At 63.4% G+C, this 2,659-nt stretch carries 1 protein-coding gene; it reads right to left on the bottom strand.

Annotated elements, in window-relative coordinates:
* Positions 1-330: 330 nt before the first annotated feature.
* Positions 331-2,496 (bottom strand): malate synthase G, encoded by a 2,166-nt coding sequence (locus tag J0I79_RS34760; RefSeq protein WP_292870638.1) that lies wholly within the window; start codon positions 2,494-2,496, stop codon positions 331-333.
* Positions 2,497-2,659 lie beyond the last annotated feature (163 nt).

Raw genomic sequence — 2,659 nt, 5'->3', positions numbered from 1 at the left:
CAAGGCGCCCAAGGTCGCCCTCGTGGCCGTCGCACGAAAGATCCTGACCATCCTCAGCGCAATGATCCGAAACGACAAACCTTGGAATCCAAAACCATCCTGACAAACACAGTTGCTCATCCGCCTGCCGGCACCTTCTCCCCGTATAGAGACGGGGAGAAGAATGCTGTCGCAACCCTCGGCGCGCTTTCTGTAACTTTGACAATTGGCGAAATCGCCGACGACAGCGTCTTTCTCCCCGTCCCTATACGGGGAGAAATGCCCGGCAGGGCAATGAGGGGCAGCGCCGACCAACCGTAGTCGATTGACGCATTGCATGAAGCTGCGCGCTCAGCCCTGTGCCTTCAGCTCCAGCCGCATCGCATGCAACACCGGCTCCGTATAACCATTCGGCTGGCTGGTGCCCTTGAACACCAGATCACATGCCGCCTGGAAAGCGATCGAGTGATCGAAGTCCGGCGCCATCGGCCGATACAGCGGGTCGCCGACATTCTGGCGGTCGACGATGGCCGCCATGCGCTGCAGCGAATCCCGCACCTGGATTTCCGAGCACACTTTGTGGCGCAGCCAGTTGGCGATGTGCTGGGAGGAAATGCGCAGCGTGGCGCGGTCCTCCATCAGGCCGACATCGTTGATGTCAGGCACTTTCGAGCAGCCGACGCCCTGGTCGATCCAGCGCACGACATAGCCCAGAATGCCCTGCGCATTGTTGTCGAGCTCGCGCTGGATCTCGTCGGGCGTCCAGTTCGGCCGCACGGCCACCGGCACGGATAGAATATCGTCGAGCTTGGCCTTGGGCCGGCTCTTCAGCGCCGCCTGCACGGCGTGCACGTCGACCTTGTGGTAATGCGTGGCGTGCAGCGTCGCCGCCGTCGGCGAGGGCACCCAGGCGGTGTTGGCGCCGGCCTTGGGATGGGCGATCTTCTCGACCAGCATCGCCGCCATAAGATCGGGCATCGCCCACATGCCCTTGCCGATCTGGGCGTGGCCGGCGAGACCGCATTCCAGGCCGGTGTCGACGTTCCAGGCTTCATAAGCCGAGATCCAGGCCGCCTGCTTCATGTCGCCCTTGCGGATCATCGGGCCGGCTTCCATCGAGGTGTGGATCTCGTCGCCGGTGCGGTCAAGGAAGCCGGTGTTGATGAACACCACGCGCTCGCGTGCCGCGCGGATCGCCTCCTTGAGATTGACGGTGGTGCGCCGCTCCTCGTCCATGATGCCCATCTTGATGGTGTTTCTGGCCATGCCGAGCAGGGCCTCGACGCGGTCGAAGATCTCGACGGCGAAGGCGACTTCCTCGGGGCCGTGCATCTTCGGCTTCACGACATACATCGAGCCCGCGCGGGAGTTCATCCGTCGCCCGTTCGGCCCGACATCATGCAGCGCGATCAGCGCGGTGACGGCGGCATCCATGATGCCTTCCGGCACCTCGTTGCCGTCGCGATCCAGGATCGCCGGATTGGTCATGAGATGACCGACATTCCTGACCAGCATCAGCGAACGGCCGGGCACGGTCAGCGTGCCGCCGGCCGGCGCCGTATAGGCGCGGTCGGGGTTGAGCTTGCGCAAGAAGCTCTTGCCACCCTTGGTGATCTCTTCGGCGAGATCGCCCTTCATCAGGCCGAGCCAGTTACGGTAGACGACGACCTTGTCCTGCGCATCCACCGCCGCGACCGAATCCTCGCAGTCCTGGATGGTGGTCAGCGCCGATTCCAGGATGACGTCGGCTATGCCTGCCGGGTCGGTGCGGCCGATCTGGTTGTCGCGGTCGATGACGATTTCGATGTGCAGACCGTTCTTCACCAACAGCACGGCCTGCGGGTTGGCCGCATCTCCGCGATAGCCGGCGAACTGCCTGGGGTCGGCTAGCGTCGTCGAGCCGGCCCCGGCGCTGAGCTTCAGCGCGCCATTGGCGACCGACAGGCCGTTCACCCCGGCCCATTTGCCTGACGTCAGCGGCACCGACTGGTCAAGAAAGTCTTTCGCCCAGGCAATTACTTTAGCGCCACGCGCCGGATTGAAGCCCTTGCCCTTTTCCGCACCACCGGTCTCGGGAATGGCGTCGGTGCCATAGAGCGCGTCGTAGAGCGAGCCCCAGCGCGCATTGGCGGCGTTGAGCGCATAGCGCGCGTTCATCACCGGCACCACCAGCTGCGGCCCGGCGACGACGGCGATTTCGGGATCGACATTTTCTGTCGACACGCTGAAGGCAGGTCCCTCGGGGACGAGGTAGCCGATCTCCTTCAGGAAGGTCTTGTAGACCTCCATGTCGACCGGCGCGCCATTGTCGCGATACCAGCCATCGAGCTTTTCCTGCATGGCGTCGCGTTTGGCCAGCAGCGCCCGGTTCTTCGGCGCGAGATCATGGACGATAGCCGAGAAGCCGCTCCAGAACTTTTCCGGATCGATGCCGGTGCCGGGCAACGCTTCGTTGACGACGAAGTCATTGAGCTCGCGGGCAATCCGCAATCCGGCGATCTCGACACGATCGGTCATCAGGGCTTCTCCATATGGCAGACTTGGCCGGGCCTTTGACATGTCGGGATTGCCGGGTCAATTCAGCTTAGGTTGAAGGCCTGGGGCCTCTCCCTTCTCCCCTTGCGGGAGAAGGTGTCGCCGAAGGCAACGGATGAGGGGTGTTCCAGATAGCACCAGCGCC

It is taken from the genome of Mesorhizobium sp. (genome assembly GCF_017306585.1).
GTDB lineage: Bacteria > Pseudomonadota > Alphaproteobacteria > Rhizobiales > Rhizobiaceae > Mesorhizobium.
Note: the sequence above shows the minus strand (reverse complement) of the source record. Positions and strands in the feature narration are given on the sequence as shown.

Bases quoted from the DNA above. Each gene is read 5' to 3' on its own strand.
- J0I79_RS34760 (WP_292870638.1), bottom strand. From the start codon at position 2,496: ATGACCGATCGTGTCGAGATCGCCGGATTGCGGATTGCCCGCGAGCTC.